We start from the raw sequence: 21,274 nt of genomic DNA, 5'->3' as shown, positions 1-21,274 counted from the left end.
GCACGCCTTCGCTTTCTCCGTACGAGATATAGTGTATCTCGTACGGAGTTAGGAGGCGTGTTGGAATCAGAGCAGAAGCTGCCGACGGTGATCGCCCAGATGTGGGGGCGTGAGCCCGGGTCGCGCCGCGGCCCCCGCCCCGGCCTCACGCTGGGCCGGATCACCGACGCGGCGATCGAGATCGCGGACGCCGAGGGCCTGTCCGGCGTGCGGATGAGCAGCGTGGCCGCCCGGCTGGGCGTGTCCACGATGGCGCTGTACGGCTACGTCCCGAGCAAGGATGATCTGCTCACCGCGATGGTGGACGCGGCAGCCCCCGACCCGCCCGAGCCCGGCACGCTCGCCTGGCGGGACTATCTGACCGACTGGACCCGCGCCTACCGCGACTTCCTGGCCGGTCACCCGTGGCTGCTGGAGGTCGCGCCCCTCACCCCGCCCACAGGGCCGCGCGCCCTGCGCTGGCTGGACCGGGCACTGATCGTGCTGACCGGCGCCGGGCTGGCGGCGGTGGAGGCCATCAACATCACCACCACCCTGTCCGCGTACGCCGCCAGCTCCGCCACCCTCCTCACCGCCATGAGCGGCACGGTCGACGAGGCGGGACCAGAGGGGCCGGCGGGCTACACCGCGCTGCTCACCCAGCTCGTCGACGCCGACACCTACGCCGGGCTGGCGGCGGCTCTCGAATCCGGCGCCTTCGGCGCCGCGCAGGACTGGGTCGAGGACGCCGACTTCACCTTCAGCCTCGCCCTGCTCCTCGACGGCATCGAGGCGCTCATCGCCAGACGGAAGGAGACCGAAGCGTGATCGAGGTCAAGCGTGCCGGCGACCTGGGCGAGAGCCACCGTGGAGCGATCGCCAGGATCTTCGTCGACGGGTTCGGTCCCGACCTGTCCTTCTTCTCCAAGGACCCCGACGAGCTCGCCGACGCCCTGGCGCACATGCTGGTGCTCGACGTGTTCCACGTCGGCCTGATCGACGGGGAGCCGGCCGGCATCGTCGCGTGCACCGACGGGCGGCAGCGGGCGGTCCGGCACGACGCGCGAGAGCTGCGCAGGCACCTCGGCGTCTTCAAGGGGACGATCGCTCACCTCTCGTTCAGCCGCGAGTTCGAGCGGCCCCTGCCGTACTTCAGGGAGAGGATGGCCTCGCTGGAGTTCGTCGCGACCGGATCGAGGTTCCGCGGGCAGGGGGTGGCTTCGGCCATCATCAAGCACCTCCTCGACCTGCCGCAGTACGACGAGTACGTGCTGGACACCATCGCCGACATCAACACCCCGGCCCTGCGCCTGTACGAGAAGCTCGGCTTCACCGAGTTCAAGCGGACCAAGGTGCGCCACGCGAAGTTCACCGGGATCGGCGCCTACGTCGGCATGCGCCTGATCCAGACAGAACCGAGCTCCCGCACGATCTGAGCAGGGTCCTGCACTGGGCGCTGCCTACGGCCTTGCCATCGTCCTCAACCTGATGTGCCTGCTCATCGGGGCCCGCTTCCTGCTCGTGCCACGCGCCGCGCCGCGGGGTACGGTGTGCCCGCCAAGGACCACGGCGCCTACCTGACGATCAAGGGCCTGCGTGACGGCACCTACGGCCTCCTTGGCCTGGCTCTGCTGATCTTCGCCGTCCGCGCGCGGAGGTGGACGTGGCCGCCGAGGGCGCGGTGCTCTTCAGCTTCTACAGCGACAGGACCTTGGACGAGTCCCAGATCTATCCCACCGTGGAGCAGGTGTCCGGCAGTGGGCCCACGCCCAGACAGTCGTCCCGGCGGAAGCCGGCGAGTCCGTCCAGAGCGATCGACTGCCAGGCGGCGGCCTTGACGGCGGAGCGTTCGTTCCCAGCGGCAGGCGCAGCACCGCGTGCGGCCCTGCGGCGACGCCGGTGGGCACGATGTGCGCAGCCCGGCACATGGCGCTGCTCACCGACCTGCTCGTGAGCGTTGATCGGCCACCATCCTCATAGAAACGGTGCGGAAACAACCGCTGCTCTACTACTGGTCCGCATGACGTACCGAACTTCACTGACGGCACTGGCCCTGGCGCTGGCGGGGTTGGTGGCGCATCCTTCCGCGGCGGGCGCCACCGCGAACCCCAGATCGAGCTCCGGCGCGTCATCCGTGCAGTGGAAATCCTGCCCGGCCTACTCCGATGAGGTGATCCGCAGCCTGGGCGTGGCGGAGGACAAGGTTGCGGCCTTCCGCTCCTTGATGAAGCGCCTGGAGTGCGGGACGGTCAGCGTCCCGCTGAACCACCGTGACCCCGCCGGACGGAAGATCGACATCGCGGTGACCCGGCTGGCCGCCACGGACGAGGCCCACCGGCTCGGCGCCGTCGCCGTCCTGCCGGGCGGCCCCGGCAACAGTGGATACCTGGACCCGGTCCTGCGGGCCGCGCTCAGGAACGAGGAGATGGCGGGGCTCAACGAACGGTACGACATCATCGGCTTCGACTCGCGCGGCGTCGGGTACAGCACCAAGGTCGCCTGCCCCCTCTCGCCGAATGGCCCGCAGGAGCCCGGCACGCTGACCGAGGAGGCGGCCAGGAAGATATACGACGCCCAGGTCGCCGCCAACCAGAAGTGCGGGCGCTCCGACCCCGCCTTCCTCGGCCAGCTCACCACCGAGAACGTGGCCAAGGACCTGGACCTGGTACGGACCGCGCTGGGTGAGAGCAAGCTCAACCTGCTCGGCTTCTCCTGGGGCACCTATCTGGGCATGGTGTACCGCAGCCTGTTCCCCGGGCACACCGGACGCGCCTTCCTGGACAGCGTGGCGCCGCCGTGGACCCGTATTGACGAGCACGCCAAGGGCGCCGCGGAGGCGGCCGAGCGCAACTTCGGGCGCATGGCCGCCTGGCTGGCCCGCCGCGACGGGACCTACGGTCTCGGTGACACCGCCCGGCAGGTGCGCGAGGAGGTGGCGAAGCTGGTCCGCGCGTACGACAAGAGCCCCAAGACCTACACCGACCTGCAGCGGCCCATCGATGGTTCGGCCGTCGCCGACCTGGCCAGGCGCAACTCGACCGAGTGGACGCGCGCGGGCAAGGCGCTGGCCGAACTGCGGACGGCCACGGGCACCACCGCCCCGCCCACCGTCAAGGAGCTGCTCGGCGCGCCGATGATGGGGGCGCCCGTTCCCGGCGCGCCCGAACCACTGAACCTGACCATGAACTTGGCCGTCGCGTGCAACGAGGACAGCAGCCGGGCCGATTTCGACACCGCCTGGCGTGACTACCAACAGCTCGTGAAGCGCCATCCGGCGACCGGCCGGTCCTGGGGGCTGCCTGTCATGTGTCCCGGCTGGCCACTGCCGGTGCAGCAGGCCACGTTGAAGCGGAGCAGCGGGTCACTGGTGCTGGCGGGGCACCTGCACGAGTTCATGTCCGTCTACGACTGGACGCTGCAGACGCGGCGCGCCATCGGCGGCACCGTCTACACCGTCGCCGACGACGTGCACGTCTCGACCACCCGGGTGCCCAAGTGCGCCGCGGACGTGGTGCGGTACTTCGAGACGGGCCGGATCGGCAGAGGCTGCGAGGGCAGCGCAATCCCGAGCTGACCACCGGTTCCCGGCCCGGCGACCCACCACAGGTCGCCGGGCCCGCTGCCCTGTCGCTCCAGGGCGTCCTATGGCTCGCCGGCGTTCTCGTCCTGGTGGCCGGCCGGGCGGTGTGGAGGGCACGCCGGAACCTGATACGCGGAATGACGACGCCCGGCCGGCGACGATCAGCGTCGCCGCCGGCCGGGCGCGTGGAGGAGGTACTAAAGGGCTTTACTGCGGAGCGTCGAAGGTCCACTCGGCGCGGGCGCCCGGACCCACGGCAAGGGTCGAACGTCCGATCCGCTCCTCGTGCCGGGCCTCCACGGGGCGGTTGAGCGACATGGCGACCGTCTTCAGGCCGGCCTGCTCACGCGCGACGGTGTCGAGCTGGATGGTGGTGCCGCCGCCGGTCGCGATGGCGCCGCCCCCGACGGTCGCGACGTCGAACCCGCCGGCTCGCAGCACGGGCAGCGTGTTGGCCAGGTCGCGCGCGGTGACACCGATGCGGATGTAGGTGATGTCCCGCATCAGGTGGTCCTGGTAGGCGTCGGGCAGGTAGCGTTCCCGGCTGACGTCGCCGGGGTAGCTCTCCGGCTCGGTCTGGCTGCGCGGGTCGGCGAAGTACTCGGGGAAGTACTCCATCGCCCACGGGTCGAAGGCTTCGTACTGGGCGGAGGTGGTGCGGATGGTGTCGAACCACGGAATCGGGACGCCATCGCCGAAGTCGCGCGTCTGGCGGTATTCGGCAGGGTCGGAGATGCCCTGGGCCTTGAGCTGCGTGGTCACCTTGGCCAGGTCTCCGGCGCGCTCGGTCGAGACGGCCAGCCCGGCGGAGCCGAAGAGGGCGTCCTGGCCGGGCAGGTCGTTCTCACCGAACAGCTCGATGTAGGTCTCGCGGCCCTTGAGGTAGCGGCCCTTCCAGGTCAGGCCGCCACCGGTCGTGGTGCGGACCTCGAAGTTGGCGAACTCGCGCAGGTAGGCCGAGTTCTCGACGGCGTCCGCTGTCTCGCGGTCCACCACGCTGTAGGCGTGGTTGTAGAACAGCAACTGCCCCTGGGATGAAACGTGGGACTCCTCGGCCTGGGCCGTCCCCACGCCCCCGGCGATCGCGACGGTGCAGGTCGCGGCCAGAGCAGTGATCATCCGTAATGTCCGGCGAATCAGCATGGAAGTGATCTTAAGGCGAGGATGATCACCCTCACTATGGTTTTGACAAGACCCAAACAGCAATTGTGGCGATCTTATAGCGGCTGTGTAGTGAGCCGTCCCGTCGTCCGCGCACCTGCGCGCGCGTGCCGCCCGCTCAGGTGCACGCCGCCGATCCCTACCCGGTGCTTCAGAACTCTATGAAGCCGTACAGCGCGAGATGGTTCGACTTCGTGCTGCTCACGGTGTGGTCGATGCTCGACGGCCGCACGGTGCCCTTGACGAAGAGGTAGTCGATCTTCCTGGAACCGGAGGTCGTCTTCGCCCCGTAGCCGGTCATGCCGAAGCCGGCGAGTGTCGAGGCGGCGATGTTCGTACGATTCGCGTCGATCCCGATCACGCGGATCGTCGACGCGTTCATGAGGCTCGTGGCGTCCGCGCCGACATGGATGCCGGTGTTCGCGATGCCCGTGTAGCCGGCGCCCGCGCAGGCGTTCGCGCCGTTCTGTTCCGGGAGGTGCATGGTCGCGGCGAAGACCGACGTCCCGGTTTCCTTGATCGTGAACTTCGCCGCGATGGCACTCGTGCGCTTCCATTTGTATTGGTTGGTGGTGCCGTCGTCGCTGTCCGGCGGCTTGTACAGCGTGCACCCGGCCCCGCCGTCGTACGAGGTCCCGGGCTTCAACCAGCCCGCGCTCCAGTACTTCGAGATGTCGCCCGCCGCGAGGCCCAACGTTCGGGTGTTGTAGAGGATCCCGTTGGTCTGCCTCTTCTTCAGGTCGCCGAGCGACTGCTGGCTGCACTTGTGCGTGCTGCCCCACTCTTCGGGGTTGTCCCAGGCCACGATCGCCTTGTACGTGCCCGCCGGATATCCGAACATGGCCGAGAGCTGGTCGGCGTAGGCCGTGGCCTGCCCGGTGCCGCGTACCTGTTGCACGATCAGGAGGTCGGGAGCCTGCACGCCGGAGGTGCCTGTCTTGCCGTCGTCGTCGACCAGCATCGACGCGAGGTGGTCGGGGCCTGAGATCCGGGTGCACGTGCCGTCGGCGTTGTTTCTGACCAGGTTCTCGATGTTGTTGTTGTAGACCCGTAAGACTCGATCCTCGGCGGCCGTGGGCGCCGCGTGCGCCTGTGCGATCGACGTCGTGGCGAGTGCGGCAGCCGCCGCGAGTGCTAACGCGCCAGGCACTCGGAAATGGGATGACATTGTCGCAGATTAGCGATCATCGTGGGCTCTGCCCAGGGCGGCGAGCCTCCTACCCGCGCCGTTCAGAGGTCGGCGAAGAAGACCCGCTCGCGTGCCTGTTCGGCCGCGATCAGCAGGGCCCCGCGCACCACGGGCCTGTCCAGGATCGCGCTCGCCGCAACCCGTGGCCGGGCCAGAGCACATGTTGGCCACGGCCTGCTGGACGCGGCCGGCGAGTGCATCGCCTCCGGCGGCACCGACGTGGCTGCCCAGCACGACGAGTTCGGGCTCGAGGACGGCGCAGATGGACGCGACCCCCAACGCGATCCGCCGAGCCAGCTCATCGAGGAAGGCCACACCCGCCGCACTCCCCGCCGCCGTCGCTGACGGCCGCGCCGGGGACGGGCATCCAGCCGAGCTCACCGGCCGCAGTCCCACGCCGCGCTCCTCCAGCCGGGACAGGACGTGGTTGGCCGTCACCTTCGACAGCCCGGTCATCTCGCTCACCTGCGCCCGGGTCAGCGCTCCCGACGAACCGAGCAGCTCCAGCGCGGCGCGATCGTTCAGCTCACGTAACAGACGCGGACGCCCGGGCTTTGCGTTCATGCGATTGTCGGTGGCGTCGGGCAGGATCTGGCACACCGGATCACGGCACGAAGGAGATCAAGGGTGCCACCCACCGACCAGCAGACAGCCGGCCACCCTTTCCTCAAGGGCATGTACGACGACGCCTACTACCCTCGCCGGCTCGTCGACAAGGGCAGGGAGATCCTGCTGCGGCTGTGCGAGCGGATCGAGGCCGAGCGGCCGTCGGATCTCCCGGCGCTGTACGTCCTCACACAGGCGGCGACGGACGAGTTCAACGAGCTCGCGGTCGAGTTCCTGGAGGCCGGCAGCCAGATGGAGACCGTGGCGCGTGAGGTGATCGCCGAGGACTTCTGGTTCGTGGCGACGGCCTACGGTTTCGCGGACGCGGACATGGAGGAGCTGATCGCGACCCGCGACTGGTGACGTGACGGAGGCGGCGGGGTTCAGGGGCAGATGAGCTGGTAGGGCTCGTCGGGCACGTAGCGTTCCCACTCGGCCTCGGTCAGCGAACGGGCGGCGACCGCGCAGATCTCGGCCCGCGGGTCGGCGGGCAGGCGGATCTCCCACAGGCGGACCCGCCCGTCCTCGTCGGCGCCGGCCAGCTTGGTGCCGTCGGGGCTGAAGGCGAGCGCGGACACGGTGCCCACGTGGTCGCCGATGGGGTCGCTGATCTGCCGCTGGGCGCCCACGTCCCACAGCCGCACGCTGTGGTCGGCGCTCGCGGTGGCGAGTGTCCTGCCGTCGGGACTGAACGCGACCTCGGACACCGGACCGGTGTGCCCCTTGAGACCGTCGCCGATCTCGCGCTGTGTCCGGGTGTCCCACAGACGTACGCTCTGGTCGACGCCGGCGGTCGCGAGCGTCCTGCCGTCAGGGCTGAAGGCGATGTCGCTCACGCTCTGCGGCGACACGTCGTCGAGGTTCGCCCCCGGATCGCCGGCGGGCAGTTCCGGCCCGGTCCTCCGCATCGTGCGCACCTCCCACAGCTGGGCCTTCCCGTCGGTGCCACCGGTGGCCAGAAGTTCGCCGTCCGGGCTGAACCGCACCTTGTCGACGCGCGGCCCATGGTCCCCCCGCTGTTCGCCCACCTGCCGTCTGGTGCGCACGTCCCACAGCCGTACCATGGCGTCCCAGCCGCCGGTGGCCAGCAGCGTGCTGTCGGGGCTGATGGCCACGGACAGGAACCGGCCCCGCGAATGCCGGATCTGAGGGCCGATCAGCCGCCTCGTCCCCACGTCCCACACCCGGGCCAGTCCGCTCCCGCCGTCGCCCACCAGTTTGATGCCGTAGGCGTCGGCGCTGACCAGCCTGGTGCCGTCCCGGTTGAAGGCGAGCTCGTAGGTGACCTGGCTGCCGCCCTCCATCGGCAGGCCGGGCGCGCGCTGGTTGAGCGTCTCCCACAGCCGCAGGTCATTGCCGGCGCTGGCCAGGGTCCTGCCGTCCGGGCTGAAGGCCACGGAGTGGGCGTCGCCGTTGTGGCCCGTCAAGGGTACGCCGATGGCGCGCCGTGTGCCGGTGTCCCACAACCGTACGGTGCCGTCCGAGCCGACACTGGCCAGCATCATGCCGTCGGGGCTGAATGTCACATCTTTGACGGTCGCCGTGTGGCCCAGCATCGGCTCGCCGATGGGCCGCCGCGAGCGCACGTCCCACAGCCGCACCGCGCCGCTGTTGACGGTGGGCGACATCGTGGGATCCCCGTGAGCGCTGGCGAGCGTCTTCCCGTCGGGGCTGAAGGCCACCGCGTAGACGAACATCAGAGGGGTGCGTAGTGGCGAGCCGATCCGCCGGCCCGAACGCACGTCCCACAGCAGCACGGTCCCATCGGGCCCGGCGCCGGCCAGCGTGCTGCCGTCGGGGCTGAAGGCGACCCTGGGCATCGAGGCGTCGTTGCCGCTGAGCGGCCCGCCGAGCTGCCGGCGCGAGCGCACATCCCAGAGCACCACCGTCCCGTCGCTGTCGGCGCTGGCCAGCATGGTGCCGTCCGGGCTGAACGCCACCCCGGAGACCGGACCCCCCATCACCCCTCGCGCGCCGGTGGCGAGCGCGGCGAGCATGCCGTAGCGGGCCTCGGCCTGCGACTGCGAGCTGCCCGCGAAGCGGGCGGCGGCGACGGCCAGCAGGCCCGCCGTGATCGGGTCGGCCCGCGAGAGCCGCTCGCTCTGGCTGCTGAGCAGCCGCGACAGCGCCTCTCTGCGCTGGCCGTCGACCCGCCCGCTCTGCTGCCGGGCCATGGCGGCCGTGATGGAGACGGTCACCAGCAGGACGGCCAGCAGCGCGACCGCCGCCTGCCCCAGCCGTCTGTTCCGGACGGCGCGACGGCGGGCCGCCGCGGCGGCCCGCGCGCAGGCGTCGAGGAAGTCGCGCATCGCGGAGGTCGGCGGTGGAAAGCGCCGCCGGTGCTCCCGCCAGTGGGCGTCCGCCCGGAGCAGGCTGTCCAGCCTGGTGCCCTGGTAGAGGAAGGCGGGGTCGCGCTCGCTGCGCAACCATTCCTCGGCGTCGCGCCGCGCCTGAGCGTACAAGGCCCGGTTGTCCAGGTCCTGCTCCAGCCAGCCGGCCAGTCTCGGCCAGGCCGAGAGCAGCAGGTCGTGCGCCGGCTCGACGCTGTCGCCGTCGGCGACCATGAGCCGCCTGTGGATGAATGCCCGCAGGACGGCCTGCGTGTCGTCGCCGCCGGGAAGTTCCTCGATGGCGACCTTGCGCCGGGCGAGGGCGCCGTCGGCGGTGATGGCGGTCAGCTGCTGGAAGATCGGCTGGACCGCCTCCCTCGCCGTCCCGCCGAGCCCGGCGTAGGCCGCCTCCGCGCTGGTCCGCACGGCGTCGGCGAGCCCGCCGGTGGCCGCGTAGCCGTGCAGGGTCAGCGTGTCGCTGTCCTGGTCGCGCCGTTCCCAGGTCAGCAGCATCGCCTGCGACAGCAGCGGCAGCGCGCCCGGAACCGATCCGGCGTGGGTGCGCAGGTCGTCGAGTATCCGGTCGGCCAGCCCGTTCTCCAGGCTCAGGCCGGCGCGCCCGGCGGGGCCGACGATGGCGCTGCGCAGCTCCGCCTGGCTCATGGCCGCGACCGTGAACGGCCCGGCGCGCAAGGCCGGAACCAGCGGCGGCAGGCCGGCGCACAGATCCCAGAAATCGCCGCGCACTCCGATGACGACCAGGCCGGCGGGGCGGCCGTCCGGCCCCGCGGGGGTGCCGGCGACGTCGGCCAGCACGTCCGCGAACGTGCCGGACGCCGCGGAGGCCAGGGTGAACACCTCCTCGAACTGGTCGACGATCAGCAGCAGCCGTCCCGGGGAGCCGGCGGCCAGCGTCGCCTGCCGGGCCATCAGATGCGCCTGGCCGGGATCACGGCTCAGCGTGCTCCTGACACCGGCGGGATCGCCTCCGGTCAGCGCGCTCAGCTGGACCGACAGCTCGGTCAGCGGGTCGGCGGTGGGCGTCATCACCAGGGCCGGCCAGCGCGCCCCGTCCGGCGCCCCCGCCAGGTGCCCGCCCTTCAGGTACGGCAGCAGCCCGGCGCGCAGCAACGAGGACTTGCCCGCCCCCGACGGCCCGGTGACCACCAGCATGCTCGGCGCGTCGAGCCGCCCGGCCAGCATCCGCGCCAACTGGGCGGTGGCCTGTTCGCGGCCGTAGAACACCTCGGCGTCCCGCTCGTCGAACGGCGCCAGCCCCCGGTACGGGCTGCCCCGCCACAGCGGTCCCGGCCGGGCGTGCGGGAAGTGCTGGTGGTACTCGTGGTAGAGCACCGGGCCGATCTTCCCGGTGACCGAGCCGTGCACGATGTTGCCGTGGATGTCGACGTGGTCGCCGCCGTAGGCGACCTCGCCGTCCTGAGGGTCGTCATCCGGAGGCGCCATCGATCTTCCCGATCACGTCACCGTGGACGACGTTGCCGGAGATCTCGATGTGGTCCCCGCCGTACGTACGCGTCGGGCCGGGCCGCGCCTCGGGCTCCGCCACGACCGGTGCCGTGCGCGCGGCGCCGCCGGATCGCCGGTCGGCGAGCAGCCCCCAGGCCGACGCCCCAGCCCGGCCACCGCGACGAACACCCCGATCACGCTGGCCAGTTTGTCCGCGTCGTCCAGCCCCACCCGAGCGAAGTAGACGCCCAGCCCCACCAGCGCCGCGACCCCGAGGCCCGCCCCGCCCCATACCAGCACACCGCTCCGCATACCGGCATCATCGGCCAGCCAGCAAGATCACACAATGTGATTGCCGGATAACCGTATGGAGACGATGAGCCTGCGCCAAGTCACCGCCAAGGAAGGTCTAAGTACGGGGGCGCACTGTGGTGGCATCCCCCGATCGAAGGAGCACCCGATGGCCCCCAACATGCTCGGATTCCGCATCACGCACCGCGCCATGCGCGGCGACGCGCGCCGCCTGGCCACGTTGATGAGCGGGCTCGCCGCCGGTGAGGAGCGGGCGGATCCGGCGCGGCTCGCCGCGATCGCGACGTTCGCCACCAAGCTGTGCGCCGGCATCCACCATCACCACCAGGCCGAGGACAACGTGCTCTGGCCCGTCATCGTGCGCTCGGCCGGCGCCGAGGTGGACCTGAGCGACCTGAGCGACGACCACGCCGAGCTCGACCCACTGCTGGAGGAGATCACCGCCGCCGCTGCCCGGCTCGGCAAGGATCAGGCGGCGGCCGGGCGGATGGCCAAGGCCCTGACCACGCTCGCCGACCTCCTCGACGAGCACATCGAGGAGGAGGAGCGGCTGCTCTTCCCCGTCATCGCGAAATACGTGTCGGAGGCGGACTGGAAGTCGGTCGAGGACGAGGTGCGCAAGGGCGGCGACATCGGCTTCGACCTGCCGCGGATCGGCCAGTACGCGCGGCCGGAGGAGCTGGCCGAGCTGCGGAAACTGGCGGGGCCGGTGCTCGCGCTCCTGCTCAGGCTGCTGAACCGCGGTCACCGGCGCCGCCAGGCGCTGATCTTCGGCTACGGCAGGTGACCGCGCCTCTCACGCGCCGCCCGGGCCCAGTGGGGCGAGCCGACCAGTTCCGCGATCTCCTCGGCCCGCGCGTAGTGCCGGTCCGGATCCCGGCCCATCAGGCGCGCCAGGTCTCCGAGCAGCAGCGCGACGGGCCCGAGCGTGACGGACCCGCTGTGCATCCCGGCCAGCTCCCCGTCCCACTGCCGCAGGTTGTGGTAGCAGCGGACGGCCACCTCGACGTCCCCCAGCGCGACGGCTGTCTGCGCGCGCAGCCCCTCCCACAGCAGCCAGTAGTAGTCGAGCGAATGGGACACCCCGGGCCGCCAGACCCGCCTGGCGGCCTCCAGCTCGCCCGCCGCGGCCAGCGCCGCCGCGTACAGCTCGGCCGTGCCGTCGTTGGGCACGTGCTCCCACAGGAAGGCGAGCTCGTCCAGCGAGTCGCGCACGTTGCCGCGGGCCAGCCGCACCACGAACCTGCCCAGCATCCCCATCGCCTCGGCGTTCGCGCCACCGCGCTCGGCCATCTGCCGGGAGACCCCGGTGTAGATGGCCTCCGCGGCGTCGAAGTCGCCCTCGACCAGCTTCCGCTGCGCGCCGAAGAGCGTCAGGATCACCAGCGACAGGCCGAGCTGGCCGCTGGTGGATACCGCCACGCCACGGTCGGCGTGGCGCGCCGCGGCCGCCACGTCGTTTCGGCCCAACGCGGCCATGAGCAGCGCGCTGTGGCCCAGCGTGAGGTAGGCGACCAGCCGGTGCGTGCCCCCCAGCTCCAGCAGCTCGCCGCCGACGGCCTCCAGCTCGTCGCGCCGGTCGGGGGAGAGCACGGCGAAGTAGCGCGCGTTGAGTGCCAGGCAGAGCAGCTCAGGGCGGCCGAGCCGGCGCGCTAGCGCCACCGCCTCGGCACCGGCGCCGTCCACCCGGACGTCGTCGTGCCCCTCCAGCGCGAAGACGAGCGCCGCCAGCAGCCGGCAGCGCGTCTCGTCGTCGGGTCCCGCGGCCAGTTCCGACCGCACCGCCGCGACGAAGTCCTCGTCGTAGCGGGAGTCCTGCTGGATCGTCCAGATCACGGGCGCGTCGTACGAGGTCAGCGCCCTGGCGACAGGTCTGCCTGCGACGCGCCCCGCGAGTGGGCGGGCCGTCTCGACGGCGGTGGTGCGGGCGGCCACGGCGCCGATGACGTCACCCGCGTGCCCGAGCGCCGACACCAGACCGCACAGCAGCTCCAGTCTGGTCTCGTCGTCCTCGGCGAACTCCAGCGCCGCCCGCCACAGCGCCGCCGCCTCCCGGTGCGCGTGCAGGCCGGACGCCTGTACGGCCGCCGCCCGCGCGTACCGGACCGCGCTCGGGGCCGCCGCCTCCAGCGCGTGATGGGCCAGCGCCGCCACGTCCCCCGGGCGGATCCGCTCCAGCGCCGCCACCACCCGCCCGTGCAGCCGGGTACGGCGGATCCTGGCGGTGTCCTCGTACAGCACCTGCCTGACCAGGACGTGCGTGAACCGCAGCCGGCCGGGCCCCGGCTCGGCCAGCAGCCCCGTCAGGACCCCGGCCTCCACCCCGTCGAAGACCGTGTCCTCGTCACCGTCGTGCAGCGCGATCAGCACGTCCACGTCCGCGTCCCTGCCGATGACGGCGGCGTTGCGCAGCACGGTCTGGGCGCTGGCGGGCAGGCGGCTGATCCTGCGCCGGATGAGGTCGCGTACCCCGGGCGGCAGCGCCTCGGCGGCGGCGGGCCCCTCGGAGGCGAGCAGCCGGGCGATCTCGCAGACGAACAGGGGGTTCCCGAGCGTGCGTTCGGCGATCGTGCGCACGGTCGCCGGCTCCAGCTCGCGCTCGCAGTGGCGGGCGAGCAGCGCGGCGACGTCGGGCTCGCCGAGTCCGGGCAGCTCCAGGTGCCTGCTCCCGGCGGCGAGGGCGGCCAGCGTGGCGGCCAGGTCGTCGGTCGCCTCGGCGGGCCGGTGGGTCGCGAGGACCAGCAGCTTGGCCGTGGGCGTGAGGTGGCGCAGGAGGTGCAGGGTCTCGCCGTCGGCGCGGTGCACGTCCTCCAGCACGACGACCAGCGGCGCGTTGGCCGCCAGGTAGTCGGCCACCGACCGGGCCAGCCGGAACTGGTTCTGGATCGCCACGCCGTCGTGCAGCAGGGGCGCCAGCCCGGCCGGGTCGTCCGGCGGGCGGGCGGCGGCCAGCCGGCGGACGACCTCGCTCCACGCCCACGCGGGCGGCGCGTCGCCGTCGATCTCCGGGCAGCGGCCGATGGCCACCCGCCACCCGCGCTCCCCCAGCTCCGCCGCGAACGCCTCGGCCAGCGCGCTCTTCCCCGCGCCCGGCTCGCCCCCGAGCCAGACCGTGCGCTGGGCGGGGTGCGCGGCCTCCTCCCGGAGGACGGCCAGCTCGCGCTCCCTGCCGACGAGCGTGGGCCCGGGAACGGGCATCGGGTCCTGAGCGGGTGCGGGTTCCGGGCTGGGTGCGGGGTGCGCGTTCAAAGAGTCCGACTGGCGGAGGATGTCCTGTTCGAGGGCGCGTAACACCGGGCCGGGATCGACTCCTAACTCGTCGGCCAGCTGTTCCCTGGCCCGGCGCAGCACCGAGAGCGCCTCCGCCTGGCCGCCGGACCGGTAGTGGGCCAGGGCCAGCAGGCGGACGGCGTTCTCGCGCAGCGGATGCCGGTCGACGTGCCGGCGCAGCTCCGGGGCCGTCTCGGCGTGGCGCCCGAGCATGAGCGCGGCCTCGGCCCGGTACTCGACGGCGATCAGCCGCAGCTCGGCCAGCCTGGTCGCCTCCGGCACCGCCCACTCCTCGGGGAACTCCCCGTACGCGGATCCCGTCCAGAGTCCCAGCGCCTCGTCGAGCAGGTCGTGCGCGGCCACCGCCGCACCCTGCTGCAGCGCCTTCCCGGCGGCGTCGATCAGGCCGGGCAGCCGCCACGCGTCCACGTTCTCCTCGGCCAGGCGGAGCCGGTACCCGGGCGGAGCGCTCACGATCACCGTGGCAGGGGCGCGCGGCGGGCGGTCGGGCTCCAGCGCGCGGCGCAGGTTCGAGACGTAGACCTGGAGGGCGGCCAGCGCCTTGGGCGGCGGCTGGCCCTGCCAGAGATCGTCGATGAACCGGTCCGCCGACACGACCTGACCGCCCGCCGCCACCAGGCGCGCGAGCACGGCCCGCTGCCTGGCCGGACCGAGGTCCACGCCGCGGCCGCGCAGACTGGCCTGGAGCGGTCCGAGGACCTGGATATGGAGCATGGCACCCCCTGATCTACGAGTCCCCCGCCCGACCCGGCGCGCCCACGCACGACAGTGCGGGAACGGTCCACAGCCGCCAATCATGAGCCACCCACACATATTTGGGCAAACACCAACACCCTTTGCGCTTCCATGGGTTCCTGCGGCACGGTCCGCGCCGAACCCCTCGCCCGGGGCGTCCGCCTCGCCCTGTCCCTCCCCCTCGCACCCCGGCCCCATGCCCCGTAGCAGGTGGCCACCAGGACCAGCAGCGCCCGCCACGGGTCGGCGCGCAGCCACGAGCGAAGCGAAGATGCCACGGGCCTCTTCCTGGCCCAGGCCACCCGGACGGGGCCGCGACCTGCCGGAGGGCTTGCCCGAAGGAATGCCCAGGCATGAGGTCTAGCCGGGCGGCACGAGGTCGCCGAGGGAGAGGGCCAGCCAGAGCTGGAGCCGATGCCCGGGGTCGGTGAGGGGCCGGCCCGAGACGCGTTCGGCGACGGCCAGGCGGCGGCGCAGGGTGTTGCGGTGCACGCCCAGCCGCCGCGCGGCCGTCTCCAGGTTCGAGCCCGCCTCCAGGTACGCGCGGAGCGAGTCGACCAGGTCGCCGCCGTGCCGCGCCTCGTACTCGCGCAGCGGGCGGAGCGCGGCGGCGGCGAAGCGGTGCGCGGCGTCGGGCACGAAGGCGTCCCTGAGCAGCGCGGTGGTCTCGAGGTCGTCGACGTGGAGGTAGCCGGCGCCCCGGGCGGCCAGGGTGGCGGCGTGCCGTACGGCCGGGGGCAGCTCGTCCAGGCCGGGCGCCCGGCAGCCGCCGCCCGGCACGCCCAGCCGCGCGCACAGCTCCGCACCCCACCGGGGCATCCGTTCCGGCAGCACGAACACCGTGCCCTCCGGCCGGGCGCACACGAGCGCCGGCTCCGCGGCGTCCGCCGCCACCTCCTCCAGCGCCTCGATCGCCGCCTCCGGCGGGACCGGCGCCGCCGTCACGACCACCTCGTACGGCGGCGCCGCGACCGGGCACAGCTCGCCGAGCTGGCGCGGCGACAGCCCGCCGTCGAGCACGGCGGCCAGCAGCGCGCCCCGCTGGGCGTGCTCCTTGGCCCGGCCGGCCCGCACGCCGAGCAGCTCCATGGCGAGCAGGCAGGCGGCCTGGTTGGCCAGCATCCTGGCGTGCCACTCCAGCGGCGAGGCCGTGCACATCGCCAGCCAGCCGGTCGGCGGCCCGGAGAAGCCGAGGCTCTGCACCTGGACGGCCTGGATGCCGTCGTCCAGCACGCCCGCGCTCAGCCGGGCCGCGCCCTCCGCCATCTCCAGGGCCCTGGCGTGCCAGGGCCGCTCCCCCGCCGGCGTGGCCGCCCTGGGCTTGCCCTGCGGGTCCAGCAGCAGTGACTCGCCGCCGGTGTGCTCGGCCAGGGCACGCAGGATGCCCGAGGTACCCGACAGCAGCGCGGCCCGCGCCATGGCCTCCTGGGCGGCGACGACCCGCCGCTCCCCGCGTACGCGCTCGTCGGCGTGCCATCGGGCGACGGCCTCGGTCACCGCGATGAACGGGGTCAGGATCTCCAGCACCGGCAGCCCCTGGAGGTCGGCGGCGGCCAGCACCTCCTCCGGGACGGCCGTCACGGCCTCGCCGAGCGCGAAGGCGAGCGCGGCGCAGCCCGCGCCCGACAGCCGCTCGACGTAGGCCTGCTGCCCAGCGGGGTCGCCCGGCAGGCCGAGGCCGATGGTCATCACCAGCTCGCCCCCGCGCAGCCACGGCACGGGGTCGGCCAGCTCCGACACGTGCGCCCAGCGCACCATGCGCGACAGGCCGGCACGCCCGGCCAGCAGCCGCATGCGCATGCCGGGCAGGGTCATGGCCTGGGCGACGGTCAACGCCATGGGTGTTCCTCAGGGCTGTGCATACCGCACTCTAATTCACCGCCGGTGGTGCGTTTCGTCCCGGCCCCCGTCCGGCTGACCTGCGCTTATCGTCGTCGCACCCCCTGAGACCCGGAGGATCCATGAATCGCGCCACCCGGGCGGCCGGCGCCGCCTTCGTCGGGACCACGATCGAGTGGTACGACTTCTACGTCTACGCCACCGCGGCCGCGCTGCTCTTCGACGACCTGTTCTTCCCCAACGCCTCCAGCCCCACGGTGGCGCTCATGGCGTCCTTCGCCACGTACGCGGTCGGTTTCTTCGCCAGGCCGCTCGGCGGCATCGTGTTCGGCCACTTCGGCGACCGGGTCGGCCGGAAGTCGGCGCTGGTGGTCACGCTGCTCATGATGGGCGGCGCGACGTTCGCCGTGGGCCTGCTGCCCACGTACGCGTCGATCGGCACGCTCGCCCCCGTGCTCCTGGTGCTGCTCCGCTTCGTGCAGGGGCTGGCGGTCGGCGGCGAGTGGGGCGGGGCCGCGCTGATGGCGGTCGAGCACGCGCCCCCGGGCAAGAAGACCTTCTACGGCGGTTTCGCCCAGCTCGGCAACCCGGCGGGCGCGCTGCTGGCCACGGGCGCGTTCAGCCTGATGACCCTGTTCGGCGACGAGGCGCTGCACTCGTGGGGCTGGCGGGCGCCGTTCATCGTCTCGGCCGTGCTGGTGCTGGTGGGCCTGTTCATCCGGCTCCGCGTCGAGGAGTCGCCCGTCTTCGAGGAGACCGACAAGACCGGGGTGCCGATCAAGGAGGTCTTCCGCACGTCGTGGCGGTCGGTCCTGTTCGGCATCGGGACGCTGCCGGTGGCCATCGGCGGCTACTACATCCTCACCACGTTCCTGCTGTCGTACGCCACGGGCCCGTCCGTCGGCGAGACCGAGCAGCTCATCCTGAACGGCCTGAGCTTCGCCGCGTTCGTGGAGCTGGTCGCCACGCTCGGCATCGCCTGGATGGGCGACAGGTTCGGCGGGCGCAAGGTCGCCATCTGGTTCCTGATCATCACGGCGGTGCTGGCGGTGCCGCAGTTCGCGGTGCTCGGCACGCACAGCACGTTCCTGATCTTCCTGATGCTCGGCCTGATGCGGCTGGCCACCTCGGGCACGTACGGGCCGATGGCCGCGATCCTGGCCGAGATGTTCCCGCCGCAGGTCCGCTACACCGGGATCTCGCTCGCCTACCAGGGCGCCGGCGCGATCTTCGGCGGCCTGTCGCCGCTGGCCGCCACCGCCCTCGTCGGCGCGTACGGCGGCGCCGCGTGGCCGGCCGTGGCGCTGCTGGTCGCCATGTGCGCGCTCAGCGTGCTCTGCCTGGCCGTGGCGCCCCGTCACCGCGACCGCGTGCCGGCCGTTCCGATCACCACCGAATAGGAGAGTGCATTGTCCACCACCGTCATCACCGGCGGGAACGTCATCACCATGGACCCCTCGAACCCGTGCGCGCGGGCCGTGGCCGTACGCGACGGCCGTGTCCTGGCCGTGGGTCGCGAGGAGGACGTCCTCGCCCAGGCGGGCCCGGGGGCCGAGGTCGTGGAGGCGGGCGGGCGGAGTGTGCTGCCCGGCTTCATCGACCCGCACAACCACCTGCTGTCCACCGCGGAGACGCTGGTGGCGGTGGACGCGCGCTACCCGGCCGTGGGCAGCGCCGCCGACCTGGTCGCCGCCATCGCCGCCGAGGCCGCCAGGACCCCGGCGGGCCAGTGGATCAGGGCGTACGGGATGGACGACGCCAAATATCCCGGCGGGCGGCCGACCCGGCGGCAGCTCGACGAGGCCACCACCGAGCACCCGGTGATCGTCTACCACGTGTCCGGGCACCAGGCGGTGGTCAACTCGGCCGCGCTGTCCTGGCGCGGCATCGGCGACGACGTGGCCGACCCGGCGGGCGGCGCGTTCGTGCGCGACGAGGGCGGGCGGCTGACCGGCATGGTGCTGGACTCGGCGATGGAGCTGATCCTGCCCGTGGCCGTGGACATCGGCTGCCACGGCCCGAACTTCCACGTCGACCTGCCCCTGGAGCAGCTGCGGTCGTGGCTGGAGCTGGCCGGGGAGACGTACCTGCGGGCCGGGGTGACGACCGTGTGCGACCCGCAGGTCTCGCGCCGCGAGCTGCTGGTCTACCGCTCCGCCTGGGAGGCGGGCACGCTGCCGGTGCGCACGGCGGTCATGCCGCTGTCGCACATGCTGGACGAGCTGTCCTCGATCGGCCTGGCCGGCCCGTTCGGCGACGACCGGCTGCGGTTCGGCGCGATGAAGTTCTACTGCGACGGCACGCTGCTGGGCGGCACGGCGATGTTCGACGAGCCGTACGGCGAGGGCTTCACCGGCTCGCTCTACCACCAGCCCGAGCAGCTCGTCGACCTCGTACGGCGGGCCGCGACGGCGGGCTGGCAGATCGGCATCCACACCCAGGGCGACCGGGCCATGGGCTACTCCCTCGAAGCGATCAAGGCCGCGGTGGCGGTGTCGGGCGACGACGCCCGGCCCAGGATCGAGCACTGCGGCCACCCGACGCCCGCGCAGGTCAGGGAGTTCGCCGGGCTCGGCGTGATCCCGGTCAACCAGCCCAACTTCCTCTACGACAGCGGCACCGACTTCGTGCGCCGGCTCGGCGAGCGGCGGGCGCACCGGTTGCAGCCGATCCGCGAGGAGCTGGACGCGGGGCTGCGCCCGGTGCTGTCCAGCGACTCGTTCGTCTCCTCGCTGCGGCCTATGGAGACGGTGTCGAACGCGGTGCGCCGCCGCACCAGGGAGGGCGGCCCCATCGGGGCAGAGCAGGCGATCACCCTGGAGGAGGCGCTGCGCGCGCACACGATCGACGCGGCGTACGCCCTGCGCATGGAGGACCGGATCGGGTCGCTCACGCCCGGCAAGCTCGCGGACGTGGTGGTCCTGGACGGCGACGTCCGGAGCCTGCCCGCGGACGCGCTGTCCGGCGTGGACGCGTGGCTCACCATGCTCGACGGGGACATCGCCTACCGCGCCCACTAGCCCCGGCGAGGTCAGGCGAACTTCTCGGCTCCGGCGAAGGGCATGTGCTCGCCCTCCACGTACGTCGGGAACGGCTGGTAGACGTTCACCCCTGGATCCCCGCGGAACAGCAGGGCCGAGACGAACGGCTGCTCCTCGCTGGTGATCCGGGTCGAGGTCGGGATGTAGCGGATGGTCAGGCCGCACCGGCGGCGCGGCGAGGTGTTGGCGTTGGAGGCGTGCAGGATGTTGGGGTGGTGGACCTCCACGTCGCCGGGCGCCAGGACGAGGTCCACGGCCTGCGACTCGTCCACCGTCACCGCGCTCTCCGAGCCGAGCACGTTGTCGATGTCGTCGCGCTGCCGCAGCTCGTGCAGGTCCTGCCGGTGCGAGCCGGGGATCACACGCAGGCAGCCGTTCTCCGTCGTGGCCTCGTCCACGGCCAGCCAGAGCGTGACCACGCGCATCGGCTCCAACGGCCAGTACGCGCCGTCCTGGTGCCACAGGACCGGCTTGCCGGAGAAGGGCGGCTTGCTGATGTAGTGCGAGGCGAACAGCGCGATGTCGGAGCCGACGAAGAACTCGGCGATGTCCAGCAGCCGGTCGTCACTGACCAGCCGCACCCAGAAGGGGTCGCGGGCGACCAGTTCGGTGCCCAGGTCCTCGCCGTGCAGGTCGGGGTGCTTGGCCTGGAGCCAGGCGACGTGGTCGCTCGCCTCGGCGATCAGGTCGCGGTCGAGGACGTCACGGAAGATCGTGTAGCCGTCGCGGTCGTAGTCCTGAAGGGTCCGTTCGACTCTCACCATGCGCTCCTTGTGAGGGTGGGGCGTCACTCGGATTCTTCGGTCTTCGCGGGACGGGTTACTAGTAATCGCCGCTCCACAAGTATTAATTTCCTGACATGCCGACCGTCCTGCGCTGGGTCGAGTTCGCGGCCGGGCTGCCGTACCACGCGGCTCTGGTGCCGGTGAAGGGCGGCCGCAGGGACCGGCCCGAGCCGCACTCCCACGCCGACTTCCACGAGCTGGTCTTCGTGACCGCGGGGGCGGGCGTGCAGCGCGTCGGCGAGGCGGAGCAGCCGCTGCGCGCCGGGGACGTGGTGCTGGTACGGCCGCACGACCGGCACGAGTTCGCCTCGGCCGACGGCATACGCTTCGTCAACATCGCCTTCCCGAGCGAGCGCTGGCGGGCCTTCGCCGACCTGGCGGGGCTGGCCGGACCGGCGGACTGGGACCGCCGGGAGCTCCCGCTGTCGGCCCGCGCCGACCTGGACGGGCCGGTGGCGGCGGAGTTCGCCCGCGTGCTGGCCGCCTACTCCGGCGTGCCCCGCGTGCTCGACCTGGTCGGGCTGCTGACGGCGGTCGTCCCGCTGCTGGAGGGCGCCGACGGGACGGCCGTGGACCGGCGGCCCGGCTGGCTGGTCTCGGCCTGCGTCGCGATGCGGCGCGAGGAGAACCTGCGCGAGGGCCTGCCCCGGCTGCAGGCCCTGGCCGCCGTCAGCCCGGGGCATCTGGCCCGCTCGATGCGCAGGCACTACGGGTGCACGCCGATCGGGTTCGTGGTCGGGCGCCGGCTGGAGCACGCCGCCCTGCTGCTGACCACGACGACGGAGGGCATCGGCCGGATCGCCCAGCGCTGCGGCTTCTCCGGCCAGTCGTATTTCGGCCGGCTCTTCCAGGAGCGGTACGGCATGGCCCCGCGATGTTACCGGGAGGTTACGCGGCGGGCCGTCGTCCCTATGGACAGCCAAGATATCAAGTGATTAGATGACTTAATCCCCCCAAGA

16 protein-coding genes are annotated in these 21,274 nt (G+C 72.3%); 8 read left to right on the top strand and 8 right to left on the bottom strand.

All coding sequences use genetic code 11. The annotated features are described in order from the left end of the window. Positions 1-57: 57 nt before the first annotated feature. The 3 genes from ACIBI9_RS47120 (at position 58) to ACIBI9_RS47110 (ending at position 3,553) form a co-directional block, all read left to right on the top strand. Positions 58-807, top strand: coding sequence for a TetR/AcrR family transcriptional regulator (locus ACIBI9_RS47120; RefSeq protein ID WP_397232948.1), 750 nt, complete (start codon positions 58-60; stop codon positions 805-807). Continuing rightward, on the top strand, positions 804-1,415 hold the full coding sequence (locus tag ACIBI9_RS47115; protein WP_397232946.1) for a GNAT family N-acetyltransferase: 612 nt from the start codon (positions 804-806) through the stop codon (positions 1,413-1,415). Before ACIBI9_RS47120 ends, ACIBI9_RS47115 begins: the two co-directional genes overlap by 4 nt. 584 nt (positions 1,416-1,999) lie before the next feature. Continuing rightward, positions 2,000-3,553, top strand: a complete 1,554-nt coding sequence (locus ACIBI9_RS47110) for an alpha/beta fold hydrolase (protein WP_397232944.1) — start codon at positions 2,000-2,002, stop codon at positions 3,551-3,553. Between the two features lie 213 nt (positions 3,554-3,766). On the opposite strand, the gene ACIBI9_RS47105 is transcribed toward ACIBI9_RS47110, so the two are convergent. The 3 genes from ACIBI9_RS47105 to ACIBI9_RS47095 all read right to left on the bottom strand — a co-directional run bounded on the left by ACIBI9_RS47105 (position 3,767) and on the right by ACIBI9_RS47095 (position 6,509). After that, positions 3,767-4,702, bottom strand: coding sequence for a DUF5829 family protein (locus ACIBI9_RS47105; RefSeq protein WP_397232942.1), 936 nt, complete (start codon positions 4,700-4,702; stop codon positions 3,767-3,769). 169 nt (positions 4,703-4,871) lie between these two features. After that, positions 4,872-5,870, bottom strand: coding sequence for a hypothetical protein (locus ACIBI9_RS47100; RefSeq protein WP_397232940.1), 999 nt, complete (start codon positions 5,868-5,870; stop codon positions 4,872-4,874). Between the two features lie 27 nt (positions 5,871-5,897). Further along, a complete protein-coding gene (locus ACIBI9_RS47095) occupies positions 5,898-6,509 on the bottom strand; it encodes a winged helix-turn-helix transcriptional regulator (RefSeq protein ID WP_397232938.1) in 612 nt (203 codons plus the stop codon). A 27-nt stretch (positions 6,510-6,536) separates the two neighbouring features. Between ACIBI9_RS47095 and ACIBI9_RS47090 the strand changes: the two genes are divergently transcribed. Next, positions 6,537-6,878 carry a DUF5713 family protein gene (locus tag ACIBI9_RS47090; RefSeq protein WP_397232935.1) on the top strand — a complete coding sequence of 114 codons (342 nt, stop codon included), beginning with the start codon at positions 6,537-6,539 and terminating at the stop codon, positions 6,876-6,878. A 20-nt stretch (positions 6,879-6,898) separates the two neighbouring features. Here the strand turns inward: ACIBI9_RS47090 and ACIBI9_RS47085 are convergent, their stop codons facing one another. Together ACIBI9_RS47085 and ACIBI9_RS47080 are read right to left on the bottom strand one after the other, a co-directional pair. Further along, on the bottom strand, positions 6,899-10,309 hold the full coding sequence (locus ACIBI9_RS47085; protein WP_397232933.1) for an AAA family ATPase: 3,411 nt from the start codon (positions 10,307-10,309) through the stop codon (positions 6,899-6,901). Between the two features lie 12 nt (positions 10,310-10,321). Further along, entirely contained in the window at positions 10,322-10,624 is a 303-nt protein-coding gene (locus ACIBI9_RS47080) for a hypothetical protein (RefSeq protein ID WP_397232930.1), read from the bottom strand. 148 nt (positions 10,625-10,772) lie between these two features. Between ACIBI9_RS47080 and ACIBI9_RS47075 the strand changes: the two genes are divergently transcribed. After that, positions 10,773-11,411: a hemerythrin domain-containing protein gene (locus ACIBI9_RS47075; protein ID WP_397232928.1), complete on the top strand. Its 639-nt coding sequence runs from the start codon at positions 10,773-10,775 to the stop codon at positions 11,409-11,411. On the opposite strand, the gene ACIBI9_RS47070 is transcribed toward ACIBI9_RS47075, so the two are convergent. Further along, the gene (locus ACIBI9_RS47070) at positions 11,399-14,629 is read right to left on the bottom strand and encodes a BTAD domain-containing putative transcriptional regulator (protein ID WP_397232926.1); all 3,231 of its coding nucleotides are present in this window, start codon (positions 14,627-14,629) and stop codon (positions 11,399-11,401) included. The genes ACIBI9_RS47075 and ACIBI9_RS47070 overlap by 13 nt on opposite strands. A gap of 381 nt (positions 14,630-15,010) precedes the next feature. Continuing rightward, on the bottom strand, positions 15,011-16,489 hold the full coding sequence (locus tag ACIBI9_RS47065; protein ID WP_397232924.1) for a PucR family transcriptional regulator: 1,479 nt from the start codon (positions 16,487-16,489) through the stop codon (positions 15,011-15,013). Between the two features lie 122 nt (positions 16,490-16,611). Between ACIBI9_RS47065 and ACIBI9_RS47060 the strand changes: the two genes are divergently transcribed. Both ACIBI9_RS47060 and ACIBI9_RS47055 read left to right on the top strand, forming a co-directional pair. Then, positions 16,612-17,889 carry an MFS transporter gene (locus ACIBI9_RS47060; RefSeq protein WP_397232922.1) on the top strand — a complete coding sequence of 426 codons (1,278 nt, stop codon included), beginning with the start codon at positions 16,612-16,614 and terminating at the stop codon, positions 17,887-17,889. A 48-nt stretch (positions 17,890-17,937) separates the two neighbouring features. Further along, entirely contained in the window at positions 17,938-19,509 is a 1,572-nt protein-coding gene (locus tag ACIBI9_RS47055) for an amidohydrolase (protein ID WP_397233183.1), read from the top strand. 11 nt (positions 19,510-19,520) lie between these two features. On the opposite strand, the gene ACIBI9_RS47050 is transcribed toward ACIBI9_RS47055, so the two are convergent. Continuing rightward, positions 19,521-20,294, bottom strand: a complete 774-nt coding sequence (locus tag ACIBI9_RS47050; protein WP_397232920.1) for a phytanoyl-CoA dioxygenase family protein — start codon at positions 20,292-20,294, stop codon at positions 19,521-19,523. A 95-nt stretch (positions 20,295-20,389) separates the two neighbouring features. Here ACIBI9_RS47050 and ACIBI9_RS47045 point away from each other — a divergent pair, with 95 nt between their 5' ends. Next, entirely contained in the window at positions 20,390-21,250 is an 861-nt protein-coding gene (locus ACIBI9_RS47045; protein WP_397232918.1) for an AraC family transcriptional regulator, read from the top strand. The last annotated feature ends 24 nt before the right edge of the window (positions 21,251-21,274 follow it).

The organism is Nonomuraea sp. NPDC050451 (genome assembly GCF_044458585.1).
Note: the sequence above shows the minus strand (reverse complement) of the source record. Positions and strands in the feature narration are given on the sequence as shown.